The sequence below is a fragment of the Polaromonas sp. UC242_47 genome (assembly GCF_044452385.1).
GTDB lineage: Bacteria > Pseudomonadota > Gammaproteobacteria > Burkholderiales > Burkholderiaceae_C > Polaromonas.
The window spans coordinates 2352686-2372372 of the sequence record NZ_JBIOAO010000001.1 but is presented as its reverse complement, the minus strand read 5'-3'; the positions used below and the strand labels follow the sequence as shown (position 1 = coordinate 2372372).

Annotated in this window: 19 protein-coding genes; 8 read left to right on the top strand and 11 right to left on the bottom strand. The window is 59.5% G+C overall.

Going from position 1 to position 19687, the window contains the following annotated elements; translation table 11 throughout:
• Nucleotides 1-55: 55 nt before the first annotated feature.
• From ACHMXK_RS11590 to ACHMXK_RS11560, 7 genes are all read right to left on the bottom strand, one after another.
• Nucleotides 56-751, bottom strand: a complete 696-nt coding sequence (locus ACHMXK_RS11590) for an ABC transporter ATP-binding protein (RefSeq protein ID WP_397440456.1) — start codon at nucleotides 749-751, stop codon at nucleotides 56-58.
• Nucleotide 752: 1 nt separating this feature from the next.
• A complete protein-coding gene (locus ACHMXK_RS11585) occupies nucleotides 753-1523 on the bottom strand; it encodes an ABC transporter ATP-binding protein (RefSeq protein ID WP_397440454.1) in 771 nt (256 codons plus the stop codon).
• 148 nt (nucleotides 1524-1671) lie between these two features.
• Nucleotides 1672-2961: a branched-chain amino acid ABC transporter permease gene (locus ACHMXK_RS11580; RefSeq protein WP_397440452.1), complete on the bottom strand. Its 1290-nt coding sequence runs from the start codon at nucleotides 2959-2961 to the stop codon at nucleotides 1672-1674.
• 3 nt (nucleotides 2962-2964) lie between these two features.
• Nucleotides 2965-3999, bottom strand: a complete 1035-nt coding sequence (locus tag ACHMXK_RS11575) for a branched-chain amino acid ABC transporter permease (protein WP_397440450.1) — start codon at nucleotides 3997-3999, stop codon at nucleotides 2965-2967.
• An 81-nt stretch (nucleotides 4000-4080) separates the two neighbouring features.
• Nucleotides 4081-5313: a branched-chain amino acid ABC transporter substrate-binding protein gene (locus tag ACHMXK_RS11570; RefSeq protein WP_397440448.1), complete on the bottom strand. Its 1233-nt coding sequence runs from the start codon at nucleotides 5311-5313 to the stop codon at nucleotides 4081-4083.
• Nucleotides 5314-5447: 134 nt separating this feature from the next.
• A complete protein-coding gene (locus ACHMXK_RS11565; RefSeq protein WP_397440446.1) occupies nucleotides 5448-7076 on the bottom strand; it encodes a 3-(methylthio)propionyl-CoA ligase in 1629 nt (542 codons plus the stop codon).
• Between the two features lie 81 nt (nucleotides 7077-7157).
• Nucleotides 7158-8306, bottom strand: a complete 1149-nt coding sequence (locus tag ACHMXK_RS11560) for an ABC transporter substrate-binding protein (protein ID WP_397440444.1) — start codon at nucleotides 8304-8306, stop codon at nucleotides 7158-7160.
• 167 nt (nucleotides 8307-8473) lie between these two features.
• On the opposite strand from ACHMXK_RS11560, the gene ACHMXK_RS11555 reads away from it, so the two are divergent.
• The 7 genes from ACHMXK_RS11555 (at nucleotide 8474) to ACHMXK_RS11525 (ending at nucleotide 14378) form a co-directional block, all read left to right on the top strand.
• Nucleotides 8474-9496 (top strand): AraC family transcriptional regulator, encoded by a 1023-nt coding sequence (locus ACHMXK_RS11555; protein ID WP_397440442.1) that lies wholly within the window; start codon nucleotides 8474-8476, stop codon nucleotides 9494-9496.
• 43 nt (nucleotides 9497-9539) lie between these two features.
• Complete coding sequence (locus ACHMXK_RS11550; protein ID WP_397440440.1) at nucleotides 9540-11018, top strand: YdiU family protein; 1479 nt, start codon at nucleotides 9540-9542, stop codon at nucleotides 11016-11018.
• A gap of 34 nt (nucleotides 11019-11052) precedes the next feature.
• Nucleotides 11053-11463 carry a peptide-methionine (R)-S-oxide reductase MsrB gene (msrB, locus tag ACHMXK_RS11545; RefSeq protein ID WP_397440438.1) on the top strand — a complete coding sequence of 137 codons (411 nt, stop codon included), beginning with the start codon at nucleotides 11053-11055 and terminating at the stop codon, nucleotides 11461-11463.
• A 165-nt stretch (nucleotides 11464-11628) separates the two neighbouring features.
• The gene (locus ACHMXK_RS11540) at nucleotides 11629-12243 is read left to right on the top strand and encodes a septation protein A (protein WP_397440436.1); all 615 of its coding nucleotides are present in this window, start codon (nucleotides 11629-11631) and stop codon (nucleotides 12241-12243) included.
• 6 nt (nucleotides 12244-12249) lie between these two features.
• Nucleotides 12250-12540, top strand: a complete 291-nt coding sequence (locus tag ACHMXK_RS11535) for a BolA family protein (protein ID WP_397440434.1) — start codon at nucleotides 12250-12252, stop codon at nucleotides 12538-12540.
• A 63-nt stretch (nucleotides 12541-12603) separates the two neighbouring features.
• Entirely contained in the window at nucleotides 12604-13389 is a 786-nt protein-coding gene (locus tag ACHMXK_RS11530; RefSeq protein ID WP_397440432.1) for a peptidylprolyl isomerase, read from the top strand.
• A gap of 242 nt (nucleotides 13390-13631) precedes the next feature.
• A complete protein-coding gene (locus ACHMXK_RS11525; protein WP_397442504.1) occupies nucleotides 13632-14378 on the top strand; it encodes an ABC transporter substrate-binding protein in 747 nt (248 codons plus the stop codon).
• A gap of 32 nt (nucleotides 14379-14410) precedes the next feature.
• Here the strand turns inward: ACHMXK_RS11525 and ACHMXK_RS11520 are convergent, their stop codons facing one another.
• Both ACHMXK_RS11520 and ACHMXK_RS11515 read right to left on the bottom strand, forming a co-directional pair.
• Entirely contained in the window at nucleotides 14411-15382 is a 972-nt protein-coding gene (locus ACHMXK_RS11520; protein WP_397440430.1) for a Bug family tripartite tricarboxylate transporter substrate binding protein, read from the bottom strand.
• A 104-nt stretch (nucleotides 15383-15486) separates the two neighbouring features.
• Entirely contained in the window at nucleotides 15487-16362 is an 876-nt protein-coding gene (locus ACHMXK_RS11515; RefSeq protein WP_397440428.1) for a ChbG/HpnK family deacetylase, read from the bottom strand.
• On the opposite strand from ACHMXK_RS11515, the gene ACHMXK_RS11510 reads away from it, so the two are divergent.
• Entirely contained in the window at nucleotides 16279-16779 is a 501-nt protein-coding gene (locus ACHMXK_RS11510) for a GtrA family protein (protein WP_397440426.1), read from the top strand. The two genes, ACHMXK_RS11515 and ACHMXK_RS11510, sit on opposite strands and share 84 nt — an antisense overlap.
• On the opposite strand, the gene ACHMXK_RS11505 is transcribed toward ACHMXK_RS11510, so the two are convergent.
• The gene (locus ACHMXK_RS11505) at nucleotides 16727-18301 is read right to left on the bottom strand and encodes an ArnT family glycosyltransferase (RefSeq protein ID WP_397440424.1); all 1575 of its coding nucleotides are present in this window, start codon (nucleotides 18299-18301) and stop codon (nucleotides 16727-16729) included. The genes ACHMXK_RS11510 and ACHMXK_RS11505 overlap by 53 nt on opposite strands.
• Nucleotides 18298-19371 (bottom strand): glycosyltransferase family 2 protein, encoded by a 1074-nt coding sequence (locus ACHMXK_RS11500; RefSeq protein WP_397440422.1) that lies wholly within the window; start codon nucleotides 19369-19371, stop codon nucleotides 18298-18300. Before ACHMXK_RS11500 ends, ACHMXK_RS11505 begins: the two co-directional genes overlap by 4 nt.
• Nucleotides 19372-19687 lie beyond the last annotated feature (316 nt).

Genomic DNA, 19687 nt, shown 5'->3' with positions numbered 1-19687 from the left:
GCACCGCAAGCCCGTGGACGTTTCAACTTGTCCCAACCGTGACAAAGCCCGGCGTTCAGACTTCCAGCCATTCCTTGCGGATGTAAGCGTCGGCGCGCAGGTTGTCCGGTGTTCCCTGGAACACGATGCTGCCATGGCCCATGACCAGCGCCCGGTCGGAAATCGCCATGGCAATGGTCAGTTTTTGTTCGATCAGCAGCACCGAGATGCCCCTGGCCTTCAAGGTTTGCAGGTATTGCCCGACCAGCTCGACAATCTTGGGCGCCAGACCTTCGGTCGGCTCGTCGATGATGATCAGGTCCGGATCGCCCATCAGCGCACGACACAAGGTCAACATCTGTTGCTCGCCGCCCGACAACACGCCGGCCTCGGTATGCTGGCGCTCCCGGAGTCGTGGGAACATCTGGTACATGTCCTCAAATGACCAGCGGCTGCCCTTGCCCCGTTTTTTCTGCCCCAGCATCAGGTTCTGCTGCACAGTCAGGGTCGGGAAAATGTCGCGATTTTCCGGCACATAACCAATGCCGAGGTGGGCCACTTCGTAGGCCTTGCGGCCGGTGATCGACTGGCCCTTCCACTGGATGTCGCCCTGGCAATCGACCAGGCCCATAATGGCCTTGGCGGTCGTGGACCGGCCCGAACCGTTGCGCCCCAGAAGCGCCACAATTTCACCGGGCTGGACGTCAAAACTCACACCATGCAACACATGGCTCTTGCCGTAATAGGCGTGAAGGTTTTCAATTTTCAGCATATCAATGATTTCCTGCCTGTGCGTCAGCGACGTGAGAGCCTAAATAGGCCTCCTGCACACGCGGGTTGGCACGCACCGCATCCGGTGTATCGAAAGCGAGAACCTCGCCGTAGACCACAACGGCGATCCGGTCGGCCAGGCCGAACACCACACCCATGTCGTGTTCCACGGTCAGCAAGGTCTTGCCCACGGTCACCTCTTTGATCAGGCTGATAAAACGGCTGGTTTCGCTGCGGCTCATGCCGGCGGTGGGCTCGTCAAGCAGGATCACGCCGGCACCGCCCGCGATGGTGATGCCGATTTCCAGCGCGCGCTGCTCGGCGTAGGTCAGGTTGATGGCCAGCACGTCGCGTTTTTTGTCGAGCTTGATCATTTTCATGAGCTCATCGGCGCGGTCATTGGCGTCGGTCAGATCAGCCAGGAATTTCAGGAAGGTGTATTTGTAACCCAGACTCCAGAGCACGCCACAACGCAGGTTTTCGAACACGCTGAGTTTGGGGAAAATGTTGGTGATCTGGAAACTGCGCGACAGACCGAGCCGGTTGATCTCAAACGGTTTTTTGCCGTTGATGCGCTGGCCACCCAGCAACACCTCACCGCTGCTGGGCTCAAAGCGCCCGCTGATCAGGTTGAACAGCGTGGACTTGCCAGCGCCGTTGGGGCCTATGATGCCGACCCGCTCACCGGCCTTCACCGCAAGGTTGATACCGCGGATGATTTCGGTTTTGCCGAAGCTCTTGCGCAGGTCTTTCAGTTCAAGTGCGTAAGTCATATTGTTTTCCACCTTGGCAGAACGCCGTTTGCCATAGGATCAGCGTACCTTCCCCGCCAGCCGGGGCCGCGGAACCGGCTTTGCCGGGCCGCAGGCGCAGCGCCCCCTCGGGGGGCAGCGGCGTACACGAAGTGACGAGCGTGGGGGCTCATAGTGCCTCCCTGCGCTTGATTTCTTTTTCGATGTATTCCTGGATGTCACCCCATTCGACCAGAAACTGGCGGCGTGTGACCTCAAACAGGCCCAGACCCGTGAGCATGACAAAGGCGGCGCCCACCCAGCTGTTCAGGCCTTTCGCGTCCAGCGTTACACCCAGGAACTGGAGCTGAGACCCGAGCGAGGTACTGAGCTGCAGGTGGTAGACCATCTCTATCATCGCGCCGGCGCCCAGCAGCAGCACCAGCACCGTCACCGTCATGGCCAGATAACTGACCCACAGTTGCCGCAGCTTGCCGAACGCTGCCACGCGCAGGTTCATCATGATCAGGCTGGCGATGCCGCCGGGCGCATACATCACCATGAACAGGAACACCAGGCCCAGGTAGAGCAGCCAGGCCTTGGTGAACTCCGACAGCAGTACAAAAGCCAGCACCATCAGGATGGCGCCTATGATGGGGCCGAAAAAGAAGGTCGCGCCGCCCAGGAAGGTGAACAGCAGGTAGGCGCCCGAACGTGCAGCGCCGACCACCTCGGCCGTGACGATCTCGAAGTTCAGCGCCGCCAATCCACCGGAAATACCAGCAAAAAAGCCGGCGATGATGAAGGCGTAGTAGCGAACCTTCTGGGTGTCGTAACCCACGAACTCAACGCGCTCGGGATTGTCCCGCACTGCGTTGAGCATGCGGCCCAGCGGTGTGCGCGTGAAGGCAAACATGGCGGCCACGGCCACAAAGGTGTACAGCGCAATCAGGTAATAAACCTGGATCTGCGGACCGAAGGTGATGCCCAGCACGGCCTTGCCGGTGACCCGGTTGCCCGAGACACCGCCCTCGCCGCCGAAAAATTCGGGAATCATCAACGACAGCGCAAAAACCAGTTCACCCAGGCCCAACGTGATCATGGCAAAGGTGGTGCCCGATTTGCGCGTGGTGACATAACCAAACAGCACGGCAAAACCGACGCCGGCCAGCCCGCCTACCAGCGGAACCAGCGACACCGGCAAAGGCAAGGACCCATTGGTGACGCTGTTGAGCGCATGGATGGCGAGGAAGGAGCCGAGACCGGTGTAGACCGCATGCCCAAAGCTCAGCATGCCGCCCTGCCCCAGCAACATGTTGTAGGACAGGCAGGCAATGATGGCAATGCCCATCTGTGACAGCACCGTCAGGGCCAAGCCGCTGCCAAACATTTTTGGCGCGACTATCAGAAGCAGAGCAAAGAGGCCCCAGGTCAGCCAGCGTCCGATATTCAGCGGCGCGAATTGGTAGTGGGTTTTCATGCCTCAGCCCTCCCGCTTTCCGAGCAGGCCGCGTGGCCTGAAGATCAGGATGAGTACCAGGAACAAATAGGGAAGGATAGGCGCCACCTGGGACAGCGTGAGCTTGATATAAGAGTTGTTCATGACGGCGCTGCTGAGCGGCAGCCCGAGTTGTTGCGCCAGGGTGGCCAGCGAATAATCAAAAGCCACGGCAAAGGTTTGAATGACGCCTATGAGTATGGACGCCACAAACGCGCCCGAGAGCGACCCCATGCCGCCCACCACCACCACCACAAAGATGACGGAGCCTACGGTCGCTGCCATGGCAGGCTCGGTCAGGAAGGTACTGCCGCCAATCACGCCGGCCAGGCCCGCCAGCGCCGAGCCGGCACCGAACACCAGCATGAAGACACGTGGCACGTTGTGCCCCAGGGACTCCACCGCATCCGGATGGGTCAGCGCAGCCTGGATCACCAGGCCTATGCGCGTGCGGGTCAGGAGCAGCCAGACGGAAGCCAACATGATCAAGGCCACCAGCATCATGAAACCGCGGGTAGCCGGGAATGGAGAGCAGACAATCCGTATCGCGGCATCGGCCGTGCTGCACAGCTCTGCAGGCGCGGTGCCCCAGACCACACGCAGGCCCTTGATGGAATCATTGATCAAGGTGAAGGCCGGCCCCTGGAGCAATTCGGGTGGGCGAAATTCCACCGCGATCCGGCCCCAGATCAGTTGCACCAGTTCGACGATCACATAGGACAGCCCGAAGGTGATCAGCAATTCGGGCACATGGCCGTACTTGTGCACCTTGCGCAAGCACTGACGCTCGAACACGGCACCCAGCGCGCCCACCACCAGCGGCGCAATCAGCAGCGCTGGCCAGAAACCCACAAACTGGGCCACGGTGTAACCCACGTAAGCACCCAGCATGTAAAAGCTGGCGTGCGCAAAATTGAGTACGCCCATCATGCTGAAAATCAGCGTGAGCCCCGAACTCAGCATGAACAGCAGGAGCCCGTAGCTCAGCCCGTTCAGCATCGAGATGATAAAAAACTCCATTCCGCTTGACCTTCCTTCTCGATGAAATAAAAGAGCCCGATACGGTGCGACCCGCTCGGGCTCTGTTTCAGGCGTCCTGACTTATGGACGCTTCATCTGGCAGCTGGTAGGCGTGCTCGAGACGTAGTTCGGATATTCCTTGACCATCGCCAGCGTCATGCCTGTGTTTTCAGGGCTGTAGGGACTCTTGGCATCGGCCTTTTGCCAGACCGACATATACAGCGGCTGCTGCAACTGGTGGTCGGTCTTGCGCATTTCCACTTCACCGTTGAAGCTCTGCACCTTCAGGCCTTCCAGGGCTGCGGCAACCTTCACCGGATCCGTGGATTTTGCCTTGGCCATCGCCGCGCCCAGCATTTCATAAATGCGGATGGTGGAGCCGGTGTAGAAGTCGTCGTTGTACTTGGCCTTGAATTCTTTCATCCATTTGTCCATCTGACCACCCATGTTGTAGTGGTTGTAGGCAATCTGGTAGACGCGACCGGCGCCGTTCTGGCCCAGGGCCGTGGGCGTGCCGGTGACGCCAGCGTAGTAGGTGAAGAACTTGCCGTTGTAGCCACCCTCGTTGGCGGCCTTGATCAGCAGCGAGAGATCGGAACCCCAGTTGCCGGTGATCACGGTGTCCGCGCCGGAGGCCTTGATCTTGGCGATGTAGGGGGCAAAGTCACGCGTTTGCGCCAGTGGGTGCAGGTCTTCACCCACGAACTGGATGTCCGGCCGTTTGCGAGTCAGCGACTCCTTGCCGTACTTCACGACCTGGTGGCCGTGCGAGTAGTTCTGATTCAGGAAATAGACCTTCTTGATATCCGGCTGCGTGGCGATGAAGCTGGCCATGGCCTCCATTTTCATGGACGTATCGGCATCAAAGCGGAAGTGCCAGTAGCTGCACTTGCTGTTGGTCAGGTCCGGGTCCACGGCCGAGTCATTGAGGTACAACACTTCCTTGCCGGGATTGCGCGCGTTGTGCTTCTCGACAGCGTCAGCCAGGGCCAGCGCAACCGAAGAACCATTGCCCTGGACGATGTAGCGGGCGCCTTGGTCGATGGCCGCCTTCAGCGCGGTCAGTGTTTCTGCCGGGCTGAGCTTGTTGTCGATAGGTGTGATTTCAAATTTCACACCAGCCGGATTGCCCGCACCGCTGAATTTTTCCGCAAAAAACTGGTAACCCTTGATCTGGCTGACACCTACAGGTCCCAGAAGTCCGGTCAAGGGGTCAATGCGGATCATCTTCACGGTTTCGCCCTTCTGGGCAAACGACACACTGGCAGCCACCATCATGGCTGACGCGGCAATCATCCTCAAGCGCAATTTCATCTATGTCTCCTAGTTAACTGACAAAGGGCAGAGTACAAGTTTTTGTGCACTGCAGCGTAAGGGATTGCCCGTAAACAACGCCCTTTCTATCGCCCATGTGACACGTGGATCACACAGGCGGAAGTCCAGCAAAATCAGCTCGAAGGCAGGGTGTAGTCTTTCAGCATTTCGCGCAGCTTTGTTTTGAGCATCTTGCCGGTGGCGCCTAACGGGATGGCATCGACAAAAACCACGTCATCGGGGATTTGCCATTTGGCAGTTTTGCCTTCGTAGAACTTGAGCAGCTCCTCACGCGTGACCTCGGCACCCGGCTTTTTCACCACGGCAATGATGGGCCGCTCGTCCCACTTCGGATGTTTCACGCCTATGCAGGCCGCCATGGCCACGGCTGGATGTGCCACCGCGATGTTTTCGATGTCGATGGAACTGATCCATTCGCCGCCGGACTTGATCACGTCCTTGCTGCGGTCCGTGATCTGCATGTAGCCATCGGCGTCTATGGTGGCCACGTCGCCGGTTGGGAACCAGCCGTCGATCAGCGGATTGCCGCCCTCCCCTTTGAAATACGCGCCAGCGATCCATGGGCCCTTGACGTGCAGGTCACCATAGGCCTTGCCGTCCCAAACCAGCTCCTTGCCGTCTTCGCCGATAATTTTCATGTCCACACCGAAGATGGCGCGTCCCTGCTTCAGCCGTATCTTCGTCTGCTCGTCCTTGGACATGGACAGGTGTTTGTTCTTCAGCGTACACAAGGTTCCCAGGGGCGACATCTCCGTCATGCCCCAGGCGTGCAAGACCTCGACGCCGTAATCGTCCTGGAAGGCGTGAATCATGGCCGGTGGGCAGGCCGCGCCGCCAATGACGGTGCGCTTGAGTGTGGAGAATCTGAGGCCGGCCGGTTTCATGTGGCCCAGCATCATTTGCCAGACCGTGGGCACGCCTGCGGCGTAGGTTACTTTTTCGGCTTCGATCAATTCGTAAACCGATTTGCCATCCAGTCCCGGACCTGGAAATACCAGCTTGGCGCCGGTCAGCGCGGCCGAATACGGAATGCCCCAGGCATTGACGTGGAACATGGGCACCACGGGCAGGATGGAGTCGCGTGCGCTCAGACACATCACATCGGGCAGCGCAGCGGCGTACGCATGCAGGATGGTGGAGCGGTGGCTGTACAACGCGGCCTTGGGATTGCCGGTGGTGCCGCTGGTGTAACACATGCTGGAAGCCGAGTTTTCATCAAAACTGGGCCACTGGTAATCCGTCGACTGCGGCGCAATCCAGGCTTCGTAGCTGCTCAAGCTCGGGATGCCGGTGTCGGCGGGCAGCTTGTCGGCATCACACAACGCGATGTAATGCTTAATGGTGGTGCACTTGGCATGCACGGCCTGGATCAGCGGCAAAAAGGACATGTCGAAACAGAGCACCTGGTCTTCGGCATGGTTGGCAATCCAGGCGACGAGGTCGGGGTGCAAGCGCGGGTTCAACGTATGCAACACCCGGCCCGAGCCGCTGACGCCGAAATACAGCTCCAGATGGCGGTAACCGTTCCAGGCCAGTGTGGCGACACGATCGCCAAACTGTAGCTTCAGCGCATCCAGGGCGCCGGCCACCTGGCGCGCACGGCGTGCCACGTCTTTATAGGTGTAGCGGTGGATATCACCCTCGACCCGTCGTGACACGATTTCCGCGTCGCCGTGGTGACGATCTGCGAACTCGATCAGGGATGAGATCAGCAGCGGTTGGCTTTGCATTAAACCCAGCATGGGAACTCCTTGAGGCATTGGTTTCGAATCCTTGATCGTAGTGCTTTGCCGGCGTCTAGGGGAAAGCCCGAAGGTCAAAATTCATTTGGTGAATTTCTCGCCGGGGCCAATGATGGTGAGTTCGACGAAACGTGATCCCTGGTGCGATTTTTTGCTAAAACCGACGTCGAAACCACCCAGATTCAACTGTTGGGTGTTCTCCAGTGCGGTGGCAAACCTGGTCCGGGTCAAGTCCTTGCCCGCACGTTGAAGCCCCTCGACCAGCACCTTGGCGTTGATATAACTTTCGAAGCCCAGAAAGGACAGGTTGTCGTAGCCGGCTTTCTGCATCGCGCTGCGGTACTCCCTGGCCAGCGGGAGACTCTGGCTCCAGGGAAAAGGCACGACCGAGGTCATGACCACCCCGACGCCGTCAGGCCCGAGCGCGCGCAGTGTGGACTGGGTGCCCATGACCGAAAGCGTGTAGAAACGCATGCCTTTGCGGGCCTTGTTGTAGGCCTTGATGAACGACACCGTTGGCACGCCTGTGGTGATCATGATGATGACCTCGGGCCGCATGTCATGCAGCGTCGAAACGGCTTGGTCCACGTCCGACGCGTCAGCCTGGATGGCGGCACTGGCGTGCAGCTTGAGTGCACGCTTGTGCATGGCTTTTTCCAGACCGGCCAGGCCATCCTTGCCAAAGCCGTTGTTGAGCCAGAGTGCACCGATGCGCTGTACGCCTATGGTGTTCAGGTGCTGCACCAGTTTTTCGGTTTCATCGGCGTAACTGGCACGAATGTGAAACACATGGCCGGCCGGCACCCGGATCACGTCTGCGCCGGTGACCGCCCCCAGCAACGGGACCGGAGGTTTTTCTTTTTCCAGCATGGGCAGGATATCGGCCACGTTGGCGGTGCCGGTCAGATTGAACAAGGCAAATACCCGGTCCTCATCAATCAGGCGGCGCACGGTTTTCACGGTGTTGGCCGGCTGGTAGCCGTCATCGACGGTCACCACGCGGATCTGGCGACCGAAAATGCCGCCCTTCGCGTTCACGACGTCGAAGTAGGCCTTCGATCCATTGACGATGTCGGGCGCCAACTGGGCCAGCGGGCCGGTCAACCCCAGGGATTGGCCCAGCACGATTTCCTTGTCGCTGACGCCGTTTTCCGCGTGAGCCCCGCTCCAGAACAATGCGGCCACGATGCCGAGCAAGCTCACCAGGAAGTGCCTGATTTTTGAATTCATCTTGTCTCCTGTTGAGGGTAAGTATCAACTTGCACGTCGTTGCCAAATCACATCCAATTGCCCGCAGGTGTCGCCTGTCCGTGATGTGAAAATTCTAAGGAGCATGTGGCGTTTGATCGTTATCCGAACACGACCGAAGTAATGACTTTGGCTTGCCATTTTTTGATATGAACCGTACGAGCTCCTCCATCTGGGTCAAGGGTGTGACCGACATGTTTGCCTCGCAAGGCATTGATGTGCCGAAGCTGTTCCGGACCGCCAAGCTGGACATTCAGCTGCTGGACAGGCCCGAGGCACGTTTTGACGTCGAAAAGATTTCAGAGCTGTGGGAGCTGGCCGTGGCCTGGTCGGGCAATCAGGCCCTGGGCATGAACCTCGCGCTGACGTCCCGGTACGTGAACTTCGACATCGTGGGCCACGCGATGTTGTCCAGCGCCGACCTGCGTACGGGTCTGGACAAGCTTTCCCGTTACATGGCGCTGATTTCAGACTGCACAACTTTCGAGTTGCAGCCCGAGGGCCAAAACAGCTGGCTGGTCCTCGGCCATATTGGCAACACGCGACGTCTTCCCCGGCAGCGGCAGGAGTACAGCCTGTTGACATTGCTGAATTTGTGCAACTGGGTGACGCGTCGTGACATACGTGTGTTGGGCGCTGAGTTCATCTTTCCAGAGCCCGTCCATCTTGAGCCTTATCGCCGGACGTTTGACTGCCCCTTGAAGTTTGAGCAGTCGGCTTCCCGATTCCTGTTGGCGGCCCAAGACCTGGATGCGCCTGTCCCTTCGCGCAATCCCCTGATATTCGAGCTGCACGAACGCGTGATCGAGGAAAGGCTGAGCAGCCTGGGCAACACCCGCACCAGCTATCGCGTCAGCGAGGAAATCATGCGCAAGCTGCACCAGGGTGAGCCACGCCGCGAAGACATTGCCAGCGACCTGGCCCTGACAGACCGCACCTTGCAGCGGCGGCTGCAAGCCGAAAACACTTCTTTCCAGCAACTGCTGGATGAGGCGCGCCGCGAGTTGGCCCGCAAATACCTGACGGAGGATCGCCATTCGCTGGGCCAGGTGGCTGACAAGCTGGGTTTTGTCGACCAGAGCAACTTCTTTCGCGCCTGCAAGCGCTGGTTCGGCCTGCCGCCGGGGCAGTACCGCCAGCGGCTGGGGATGGGGCCTACCTCGGCGGCTTAACCCCACCGGCACGGGCCAGTGCTGGCCATAGGACAATGGCGGCATGAACTCTGTCATCACCGAGCCGCTGTCCACGCCATCCAGCCTCAAGTGGGTTAACAGTTTTGCCCGGTTGGGTCCGGACTTTTACACCGAACTCCAGCCCAGTCCCCTGCCCTCTCCGTATTGGGTGAGCCGCAACAGCGTCTTGGCGCGTGAACTGGGTTTGGACCCCAACTGGTTTGAGTCGCCCGCAGCGCTGGAGCTGTTCACCGGCAACCGTGTGGCCATCGGCTCGCAGCCGCTGGCCAGTGTTTACAGCGGTCACCAGTTCGGCCAATGGGCCGGGCAATTGGGCGACGGCCGTGCCATTCTGCTCGGCGAGATGGACGCGGCAAACGGGCCGCTGGAAATCCAGCTCAAAGGCGCAGGTGCCACGCCTTATTCACGCATGGGCGACGGCCGTGCGGTGCTGCGCAGCTCGATCCGTGAGTACCTGTGTTCGGAGGCCATGCACGGCCTGGGCATACCCACGACACGTGCCTTGTGCGTGACGGGGTCCGACGCCAAGGTGCGGCGTGAAGAGATCGAAACCGCGGCCGTGGTCACCCGGACCTCGCCGAGTTTTATCCGTTTTGGCCACTTCGAACATTTCAGCTACAGCGACCAGCACGAGCAACTCAAAACACTGGCCGATTACGTGATCGACCGCTTTTACCCGGCCTGCCGCGATACCGCCCAGCCTTATGCGAGTCTGCTGCAGGCCGTGAGCGAACGCACGGCCCACCTGATGGCGGCTTGGCAGGCGGTCGGGTTTTGCCATGGCGTGATGAACACCGACAACATGAGCATCCTGGGCCTGACCGTCGACTACGGACCGTTCCAGTTTCTCGATGCTTTTGACCCGGGCCATATCTGCAACCACTCGGACCCCCAGGGCCGTTACGCCTACAACAAACAACCCAACATCGCCTACTGGAATTTGTTTTGCCTGGGCCAGGCCCTGCTGCCGCTGATGGACACGCAAGACCAGGCCTTGGCGGCGCTGGAGTCTTACAAAACCGTGTTTCCTCAAGCCCTGGAAGGCCGCATGCGCGCCAAGTTGGGCCTGCCGGATGCCAGGCCCGAGGACAAGGCGCTGATTGAAAACACCTTCAAGCTGCTGGCGGCCGACAAGGTGGATTATTCGATTTTCTGGCGCCGCCTCAATCATTTCAACAGCCCGCAAGGGCTGGAGGCAGTGCGTGACCTGTTTTTGGACAGGCCGGCTTTTGATGCCTGGTCGCTACAATATTCGGAGCGCATTACGCCCGTGGATATTGGGCTAAAGACCGATTTGATGCTTAAAAATAACCCAAAATACGTGCTGCGCAACCATTTGGGCGAACAAGCCATACGCGCCGCGAAACTAAACGACTTTTCAGAGGTCGACACCTTGCTGGCTGTGCTGCAGGCCCCATTTGATGAACATCCGGGCCGGGACGGCTTAGCTGGCTTTCCGCCCGACTGGGCTGCCTCGATTGAGATCAGCTGCAGTTCGTAAGCAAGATTAAACAAAAATCTCAAAAGGTAGAACGATGACCGCCAAAATCCAGAAGACCGACGCCGAATGGAAAGCACTGCTGGCCGAAAAAGGCGCGGAGCCCGGCGCTTTCCAGGTGACTCGCCAGGCGGCGACGGAACGGGCTTTCACCGGCAAATACGACCAGAATTTTGCCGATGGCACCTACCGCTGCATTTGTTGCGATGCCGAGCTTTTTGACGCCAGCACCAAGTTTGATGCGGGTTGCGGCTGGCCCAGCTTTTCGCAGGAAATCCGCGCGGGCGCGATCGAAGAACATGTGGACCGTGCTTACGGCATGACACGCACCGAAACCGTTTGTGGCAATTGCGGCGCGCACCTGGGCCATGTCTTCCCCGACGGCCCAACGCCGACCGGGTTGCGTTATTGCATGAATTCGGCGTCGCTCGACTTCAAGAAAAAGTAGCCCCCATGGTCGCTCGCTGCGCGTAGCTCCCTGCCCCACTAGGGGGTTGCCGCGCCTGCAGTCTGGCGAAGCCAGTCCCGCGGCCCCTGCTGGTAGGGGGCGTCATAAAGTCCCGCCCGCGCTTCTGGGTTTTCTGGTTCTTTTTTTGCCACCGATAATCACCGCATGAAAATTCTTTTTGACTTTTTGCCGATCGCACTTTTCTTCGGCATGTTCAAGTACGCCGAAGGCCACAAGGACTGGGCGGCCAGCACGGCCACCGACTGGCTGGGCTTCATGGTGTCTGGCGGCATCGTTGGGCCGGCAGAAGCACCGGTGCTGCTTGCCACCGTGGTGGTCATCGTTGCCACTTTTGCACAAATCCTGTGGCTCAAGGCCAGGGGTAAAAAGGTCGACACCATGTTGTGGGTCAGCCTGGCCCTTGTCACGGCCCTGGGTGGTGCGACGATTTATTTCCACAGCGAAAGCTTCATCAAGTGGAAACCCACGGTGCTTTACTGGGTCATGGGCGGTGCCCTGGCTGTTGGGCAACTGGTGTTCAAGAAAAACGGCATCCAGTCGCTGATGGGCGCGCAAATGAACTTGCCGGAGCCGATCTGGCGCAAAGTCAATTACAGCTGGATGGGCTTTTTCCTCGTCATGGGTTTTGTGAACATCTGGGTGGCGTATAACTTCTCGACCGACGCTTGGGTGAACTTCAAACTCTTTGGCGGCCTGGGCCTGATGTTTGTATTTGTGCTGGCGCAGGCGGTTTTTCTGAACAAACATATCAAGACCTGAGTTTTCATGGCCTCTGCTACCGCCCCTTTGCCTTTTTACACCGCCCGGATCGAGGAACAACTACGCGACCGCCTGAGCCCCACACATCTGGAGGTGATTGACGAAAGCGCGGCCCATGCCGGTCATGCCGGCGCCAATGCGCAAGGTTTTGGCAGCCACTTCCGTGTGCGGATTGCGAGCCCGGCCTTTGCCGGCAAAAGCCGCGTGGCACGCCACCGGCTTGTGTATGATGCACTGCAAAATTTCATTGACGAGGGCCTGCACGCGCTGGCCATTGAAATCATCGAAATCCCCTGATTTTTCACGGCCCTATTCCTGGGCCGTGGATCAACCACCCTTCGACTTACCCCAAGGAAACTCATGAAGAAAAACTTGTTACTGGTTAGCGCCCTCACCGGCCTGATGGCTCTGGGAACGGCGGGTGCCTTCGCCCAGAACGTGGCCATCGTCAATGGCAAAGCCGTGCCCAAGGCCCGTATTGACGCGCTGGCACAGCAACTGGCACGCTCAGGCCGTCCGGTCACGCCAGAGATGGAAGGCCAGATCAAGGAAGAAGTGATTGCCCGCGAAGTGTTCATGCAGGAAGCCGAAAAACTGGGCCTGTCAGCCACGGACGACTTCAAAACCCAGATGGAGCTGGCACGCCAGGCGATTCTGATTCGCGAGTTGTTCGCCGACTACCAGAAGAAAAATCCGGTGACCGATGCGGATCTGAAAGCCGAATACGACAAGTTTGTTGCAGCCAACGGCGGCAAGGAATACAAGGCACGCCACATCCTGGTGGAAAAAGAAGCCGAAGCCAAGGCCATCATCGCCAGCCTGAAAAAAGGCGGCAAGTTTGAAGAGATCGCCAAAAAATCTTCCAAAGACCCTGGCTCTGGCGCCAAAGGCGGTGATCTGGACTGGGCCAACCCAAGCAGCTACGTCCCCGAATTTGCCGAGGCCCTGGGCAAACTGAGCAAAGGCCAGTTGACGGATGTGCCGGTGAAAACCCAGTTCGGTTACCACGTCATCCGCGTCGACGACATCCGCACCGCGCAATTGCCGCCGTTTGAAGAGCTCAAGCCGCAAATTGCACAGCAGATGCAACAACAAAAGCTGGGCGCTTACCAACAAGGCCTGCGCGAAAAAGCCAAGGTGGAGTAATACGCCCGGCGGAGTTTTCTCCGCTTGGCCTTCAAAAAAAACGCGGCCTCGGCCGCGTTTTTTTATGTCGTCAAGCAAGACAGTTCCCGATTGACGGGCACGGCGAGGATAGATCCAATGGTGGCATGCCAACCAAAAAACAGGACATCGCCATGTACGCAGTTGCTCAAAGCCCCACAACTGCTGGATCACGGTTGCCCAAGCTCTTACGCTTGGGTGGGGCGGTGCTGCTTTCAGGCCTGATGGCCGCCTGCGCGTCGGCGCCATCAGCCCCTGTGGCTGAACTGGCGCCTTCGGGCACGCTGCGCGCCGCCATCAATTTCGGCAACCCCATCCTGGCGGTCAAAGACGCGGCGACTGGCGAGCCGCGCGGCGTGTCGGTCGATCTCGCGCGTGAACTCGGCAAGCGCCTGGGCGTGCCGGTCGAACTGCTCACCTTCCCCGCCGCCGGCAAGGTGGTGGAAGCGGTGACCGCGGCTCAGGTGGATATCGGTTTCGTGGCCATAGACCCGGTGCGCGGCACCGGCATGTTGCAGACGCCGCCTTACCTCGTCATCGAGGGTGCTTACCTGGTGCGCAACGATTCGCCGATCAAAAGCAATGCCGAGGTGGATCGTGCCGGCAACCGCATTGTGGTCGGCAATGGCAGCGCCTACGACCTCTACCTCACGCGTGAAATCAAGCATGCGACCCTGGTGAAAGCGCCGACCTCGCCCGCCGTGACCGACCAGTTTCTGGCCCAGAAGCTGGATGTGGCAGCTGGTGTCAAGCAGCAGTTGCAGGCGGACGCCCAGCGCCTGCCCGGCCTGCGTCTGCTCGACGGGCGTTTCATGGTGATCCAGCAGGCCATGGGCCTGCCCAAGGGGCGCGACGCCGGCGCCCGTTACCTGACGGCCTTCGTCGAGGAAATGAAAGCCTCGGGCTTTGTGGCTGCCGCCCTGGCGCGCCACAAGATCGAAGGCGCCATGGTTGCGCCTTTGCAGCCCTGAGTCAGCCCTACGGCGCGGACGGGAGCACGGCTCTAGTCGACGGCAATTTTGCGCTCGCGAATCAGCTGGCTCCACTTGACCGTGTCGGCCGTCACCATCTGTCCCATTTGCTCCGGTGTGCTGCCCGTGGGGGTGGCCCCCAGGGTGGCCAGGCGCTTTTGCATGTCGGGGTCCTGCAGCGCCTGATTGAACGCGGTGTTGACTTTGGCGATCAGGTCGGGCGGTGTGGCCCTGGGGGCATAAACACCAAACCAGTTGCTCACATCAAAACCTTTCAGGCCCTGCTCGTCGAGTGTCGGGACGTCGGGCAGAAAAGGCAGGCGCTGCGGGCTGGTCACGCCCAACACGCGCAATTTACCGTCCTTGATGTTGGCCTGCGCCGTGACGTAGTTGTCCATCAGCATGTGCACTTGGCCCGACATCATGTCGCTGAAAACCAGACCCGTGCCCCGGTAGGGAATGTGGGTGATGAACACGCCGGCATGGACCTTGAACAATTCGCCGCTGAGGTGGCTGTTGGTGCCGTTGCCGCTGGAGCCGTAATTGAGCTGGCCCGGTTTGGCCTTGGCCAGGGCAATAAACTGGGCCAGGTTTTTCACGGGCAGGCTGGCCGGCACCACCAGCACGCTGCTGGTCTTGGCCACATACACCACGGGCGCAAAGTCGCGCTCGACGTTGTAGGGGATTTTCGAGTTGATGAGTGGGCCTATCGAGTGAGTACTGCCGGTGGCGATCAGCAAGGTGTAGCCATCGGGTGCGGACTTGGCGACATGGTCGGAGCCTATGGTGCCGCCGGCGCCGGGGCGATTGTCAATGACAATTTGCTGGCCCAGTTTTTCCGCGGCTTTCTGGCTGATGGTGCGCGCCAGAATGTCGGTAGCGCCGCCGGCCGGAAAAGGCACGACCAGGCGCACGGGCTTGGCCGGGTAAGTCTGGGCCCCGACCCCGCCACACACAAGTGCGCTACCCAGACCCAAGAGCAAATTCAGCAAATGTCGCTTCATCCGTCAGCACTCCGTCTGCAAATTAGTTGCAGATGGCATGCTAACCCGGCCTATAGCCCGTCGGTCTGGGGGCTATCCCCAAGCTTCAGCCTTGATGGCCGTGATCAATGCCCGAGGATGCTGCTCATGGCGCGTAATTCAATTCCGGCATCGGTGAGCCACTGCGCAAACGCGGAACTGCCGAGAACCTCAAACTCCATCTTTCGAGCCGCATGAATGGGGTCCGCGAGTTGAAGCTGTGCGCTGGGGTGACACATCAGCAAGTCGCCCTCTTCACAAACCTTCAGGCTCGCCAGCAACATCGCACGGTAGCGGTCCGGCGAGGTTTGAAAGTCGTACGCGCCAAGAAGGTGCCGATTTTGCGGGTAGTGTCCGCGGCTGGCCAACAAAGCCATGCCGGAGGCACCCAGATGTGCGATGACTCTGGATTTGGCGAGCCCCCGCCAACCGCCGTGCAGGTTTGGCCCCATGGGGCTCGCCGCCCTGGTCGATCGGATCCACGGCCTGAAAGAGCCATACCGGCCGGTCAACTCCTCAAGCAACTCGTCACGCACGCCTGGAAACTGGTGTACATGCTGGTGTCCATCAATGAAGGCCGGCGGTCGGCCCATGGCACTTTCGAAAGCATCCAGTTGCATCCGTATTTCTGCGCGAACCATGGTTCGGTCCAGCCGCCCCAGATAGCTGTCCAGGATCCAGCGTGCAACGGTTTTCCGCGTGTGGCTCAGCAAAGGATATTCCGTCAAATCAAGGTGAAGCCCCAGATCCACCGTGCTTGCATCCAGGCGATGAGCGCCTGCGTGCCCGGCCTTCCAGGCAGGTGCACCGACCATGCAGCCAATGGCATGCACGCGCGCCATCTCGGCGAGCTGCAACGCAGCCGTGTTGATACCTTCATGCAGGCCGAAGTCATCGACACACAAGCAAAGCGGTCGGGGGCGGCTATGCTCTGGGCCATCGTGATTAAAAAACTCATCCATTTCCCGCGTACGCTTCGCCCCGCCATCGGACGATCGAAGCGGATTCTGTGGTTCATCGCTGTTGGTTGTAGCGCGGCTGCCGTGCACTGGTGCATCGTCGTGTTTCTGGTGAGCCAGTGGCAATGGCAACCTCTCAGTGCGAACGTGCTGGGGTGGCTGGTGGCGCTCGGGGTCTCCTTCACCGGGCACCATCGCCTGACTTTCGGGGACTTGAACGCGGACTTCTTGCCCGCGGCGCGGCGTTTTATCCTGGTTTCCGCCTTGGGCTTCGCCATCAATGAGGCGAGCTACGCTTTGTTGTTGCAATGGGGTATCCAGCGCTACGACCTGGCGCTCGCGGTGGTTTTGGTGGGGGTGGCGATTGCTACTTATTTGCTGAGCCGACATTGGGCTTTCCTTCGCAGCGAAGCAAGCTGAGCATTCTGGGGTCCGCCTTATCAACCCGCCACAGAATGGCGTCCTTGTCACTGAATACTTCGCGTGCCGCTTCAACAAACGGATAGCTGGCGCTTTGGGCTCTGGAACCGATCACCCAACTGACGGGCGCCTGGCAAAGGGCCAGCGGCAGCTGTGTTGATTCCATCAGGGTGACGCGCGCTTTGGACGGCGCGAAACGCCCCGCGTCGGAAAATTCCTTGCGCCAGTTGTCATCGACAGAACTCTCAGCACTCTTCCAGTCATCCACCACCACCACTGGATCATTCAGCCTGGCATAAAACGGCAAGTCGTAGTCATAGTGATTGAGCATGAATACCGGCTCATGCGGGGCGTGCTGACTTCTGAGGACCTTGGCCAGTTCCAGAGTGCTCTTGGTCGGATGGGTCGAGAGCCAGGCAACGGCGGCCAGGCTTAAAACAGCGGCGAGGCCGGCGCTCAGGAACCACCAGCGCCGCAAGCGCGGCGATGAGTTGAGCGTCGCCGTGAAGCTGTCAGCCAGAAGAAACGCCAGAGGCGGGACAGCCGGCAGGATGTAACCCAGCAGCTTGGACTTTGGAATCGAGAAGAAAACCACGATCACCAGAAACCAGACCCACATGAGTGCGCGCACCGGATCCGGCCGGGACATGGCCAGGTATTTCGGCGTGAACATCCGGTAGATCCACGGCAGCCAGAGCAGATGGAAGAACAGCAGGACCGCCGGGTAAAACCACCAGGGCAGCATATTGTTGAACCCGCTCCCGGTGAAACGCTGGAAGTGCTGGACGACAAAAAAATAATTCAAAAAGTCGGCAAACTTCCACTGCATGGCTGCGAACCATGGCGCGGTCACCAGCACGAAAAGAAGCAAGCCCGGGAACCAGATCAAAGGCCGGAGCATGCGCCAGCGCTTTGTCGCCAGCAGCCAGACCAGAACAGTCATCGCCGGGAGCGCGCCGCCTATCAGACCTTTCGCCAGGACCCCTATCCCTGCCATGGCATAGGCGCCGGCCAGCGGCCAGCGGTAAGGCAAATCCTGTTCTTTCAGCAGCATGGCGTGAGCGGCCAGAAGAATGGTCGCCGTGATGCAGCCTGCAACCAGCATGTCCAGATTGGCGAACTGGCCTCCGATGAGGAACAACGGTTGCACCAGCAGGACCAACACCGCCATTCGCGCCGTACGCACACTGCACCAGCGGCAGACAAAGGCATACAAGGACATGGCCCCCAGCCAGGCGCCCAGAATGGGCGCTGCACGGGCCGCGATTTCATTGGCTCCGAACAGCGATAACGAGCCGGCCGTGACCCAGTAAAACAGCGGTGGTTTGTGGAAAAAAGGCAAGCTATCCAGAGTGGGCGTCAACCAGTCGCCGGAACGAAGCATTTCCCAGGCAACACCGACGTAGCGCCCCTCGTCCGGCAGCATCAGCGGCCGCGCCCAGGCGCTTGCCGCCAGCCAGATGAGGATGAGGGCAGCGCTTAAAAGCAGTTCGCGGCGAGAGGCTTGTGCAGGATGTGTCACTGGCGAGGCGCTTTCAGCCCACGACCCGTTTGACTCCGGATGACAAACAAGGGCCTGGCCTTGACCTCTTCAAAAATCCGGCCCACGTATTCACCCACGATCCCCAGCGAAACCAGCTGAATCCCGACAAACAACATCAGGCTCACGACAATCGTTGTCCATCCGCTGACGTTATGCCCGTAAAGCAGATAAACGGCCGTCAGGTAGCCGCCGTACAGGAAGGCCGCCATGGCCATGACGATGCCTATGGCACTGACCACGCGCAAAGGCCAGTCGGTAAATGCGGTCAGTCCACTGATGGACAGGCGGATCAGGTGCGCGGCATTAAAGGTGCTGCGCCCGCTAGCCCGTGCATCGGGGACATAAGGGACGGCGATCGATTGAAAACCTACCCAGGCGTACAGGCCTTTCATGAAGCGGTTACGCTCCGGCAAGGCCAGAATAGCATCGACCACCTGCCGGTCCATGAGCCGGAAGTCACCAGCACCGGCCGGCACTTCGAATCGGCCGCCGGCGTTCACCAGCGCGAAAAATCCACGCGCGCCCAAACGCTTGAAAAAACTCTCGTCGTCCCGGTTTTCGCGCAAGGCGTAGGCCACGTCCGCCCCGCGCTGCCAGTGACCCACAAATTCCTTGATCAGCGCCGGTGGATGTTGCAGGTCGGCATCCATCATGACGACCACTTCACCAACTGCAGCTTCAAGACCCGCGGTCAGGGCGGCTTCCTTGCCGAAGTTGCGTGACAGTTGTATGCCAAGAAACCCCGGGCGTTTTGTCCATTCCCTGAAGACCTTGATCGTGTCGTCCGTGCTCCCGTCGTCCACCAGGATGATTTCCCACGCGCGCGTGCATGTCTCCAGAACCTCACTCAGCAGGGGCAGCAGCAGCGCCAGATTTTGCGCCTCGTTGTGGCAAGGGATGACGCAGGAGAGCGTCGGCAGCGAGGATCGTCTCGCCGGGCCTGTCTGGTCCAGGTTATGTGCAGCCAGCCGTGCGCGCGCCAATGGCCTGACGCGGTCTCGCGCGGGCTCTCTTCCATCAAAGGACTTTAAAACGGGTTGTTGGCGCATGAGGGTAGTCCGCAGGTTGCTTGGCTGGCCAGAGTGTGGCTGACTACTATTAAGTGATCCTTAAGACGGTTTCAAAATGTATCTTTTCCGATTCCTGGGTGCCACTTTTTTCTGTCGCAACATGGTTTGGCGCGCTTAGTTCGCTATATGGCAGCCTTGTGATGCGGCAGGTCAGATCGCAGGTCCGTTGGCCGGGGCGCTGAAACCCGCCAGAGTTGTCCCCGCTTCATGTGCATAAGTTTGTTGATGAAGCACAGGAAAAGTCTGCAAAGCCAGACGGGGCGGGGCCTGTACTAGGGTGCCCGCGTTTTAAGCG

Bases quoted from the DNA above. Each gene is read 5' to 3' on its own strand.
- ACHMXK_RS11590 (WP_397440456.1), bottom strand. From the start codon at position 751: ATGCTGAAAATTGAAAACCTTCACGCCTATTACGGCAAGAGCCATGTG.
- ACHMXK_RS11585 (WP_397440454.1), bottom strand. From the start codon at position 1,523: ATGACTTACGCACTTGAACTGAAAGACCTGCGCAAGAGCTTCGGCAAA.
- ACHMXK_RS11580 (WP_397440452.1), bottom strand. From the start codon at position 2,961: ATGAAAACCCACTACCAATTCGCGCCGCTGAATATCGGACGCTGGCTG.
- ACHMXK_RS11575 (WP_397440450.1), bottom strand. From the start codon at position 3,999: ATGGAGTTTTTTATCATCTCGATGCTGAACGGGCTGAGCTACGGGCTC.
- ACHMXK_RS11570 (WP_397440448.1), bottom strand. From the start codon at position 5,313: ATGAAATTGCGCTTGAGGATGATTGCCGCGTCAGCCATGATGGTGGCT.
- ACHMXK_RS11565 (WP_397440446.1), bottom strand. From the start codon at position 7,076: ATGCTGGGTTTAATGCAAAGCCAACCGCTGCTGATCTCATCCCTGATC.
- ACHMXK_RS11560 (WP_397440444.1), bottom strand. From the start codon at position 8,306: ATGAATTCAAAAATCAGGCACTTCCTGGTGAGCTTGCTCGGCATCGTG.
- ACHMXK_RS11555 (WP_397440442.1), top strand. From the start codon at position 8,474: ATGAACCGTACGAGCTCCTCCATCTGGGTCAAGGGTGTGACCGACATG.
- ACHMXK_RS11550 (WP_397440440.1), top strand. From the start codon at position 9,540: ATGAACTCTGTCATCACCGAGCCGCTGTCCACGCCATCCAGCCTCAAG.
- msrB (WP_397440438.1), top strand. From the start codon at position 11,053: ATGACCGCCAAAATCCAGAAGACCGACGCCGAATGGAAAGCACTGCTG.
- ACHMXK_RS11540 (WP_397440436.1), top strand. From the start codon at position 11,629: ATGAAAATTCTTTTTGACTTTTTGCCGATCGCACTTTTCTTCGGCATG.
- ACHMXK_RS11535 (WP_397440434.1), top strand. From the start codon at position 12,250: ATGGCCTCTGCTACCGCCCCTTTGCCTTTTTACACCGCCCGGATCGAG.
- ACHMXK_RS11530 (WP_397440432.1), top strand. From the start codon at position 12,604: ATGAAGAAAAACTTGTTACTGGTTAGCGCCCTCACCGGCCTGATGGCT.
- ACHMXK_RS11525 (WP_397442504.1), top strand. From the start codon at position 13,632: ATGGCCGCCTGCGCGTCGGCGCCATCAGCCCCTGTGGCTGAACTGGCG.
- ACHMXK_RS11520 (WP_397440430.1), bottom strand. From the start codon at position 15,382: ATGAAGCGACATTTGCTGAATTTGCTCTTGGGTCTGGGTAGCGCACTT.
- ACHMXK_RS11510 (WP_397440426.1), top strand. From the start codon at position 16,279: ATGCAGGCCGAAGTCATCGACACACAAGCAAAGCGGTCGGGGGCGGCT.
- ACHMXK_RS11515 (WP_397440428.1), bottom strand. From the start codon at position 16,362: ATGGATGAGTTTTTTAATCACGATGGCCCAGAGCATAGCCGCCCCCGA.
- ACHMXK_RS11500 (WP_397440422.1), bottom strand. From the start codon at position 19,371: ATGCGCCAACAACCCGTTTTAAAGTCCTTTGATGGAAGAGAGCCCGCG.